This is a genomic window from Pseudomonas sp. 51_B, from assembly GCF_017491595.1.
In the GTDB taxonomy this organism is placed as follows: domain Bacteria; phylum Pseudomonadota; class Gammaproteobacteria; order Pseudomonadales; family Pseudomonadaceae; genus Aquipseudomonas; species Aquipseudomonas promysalinigenes.
The window spans coordinates 1-437 of record NZ_JAFGYW010000447.1 but is presented as its reverse complement, the minus strand read 5'-3'; the positions used below and the strand labels follow the sequence as shown (position 1 = coordinate 437).

Below are 437 nucleotides of genomic sequence, written 5' to 3'. Positions count from 1 at the left end.
GTTAAACGCTTTATAGCCGCTTTTTCGCTTTTCAGCAGCCCATTAATCTGTGCTCACGGTTTGAAAACAACCCTGAACACAAAGAGCTGCCGAAGGCAGCCATCTGATCGTTGGGACGCGGAGCGTCCCCGGCTGCATTCCCACGCAGAGCGTGGGAACGATCAGACAATCAAAATCATTCAAAAGGATTTCCACCATGAACATCGTCAAGAAAACCCTCGCCGCGTCCCTCCTCGCCCTGTCCGTCAGCAGCGCTTTCGCCGCTGGCAGCCCTGGCGTCGAACACAACACCCAAGCGTTCCTCGATGCCCTCGCCGCTGGCGGTGGTCGTCCGCTGGAGCAACTGAGCCCGAAAGACGCCCGTGCGGTACTGACCGGTGCGCAGGCTTCGGTGAACGTTGATCTGTCCGGTGTGGAAGTCAGCGACAAGGCGATCA

1 pseudogene is annotated in these 437 nt (G+C 57.9%); it reads left to right on the top strand.

The window, feature by feature from the left end:
* Positions 1-196 precede the first annotated feature (196 nt).
* Positions 197-437 (top strand): annotated as a pseudogene (locus J5M56_RS25660) (alpha/beta hydrolase); the annotation flags it as partial.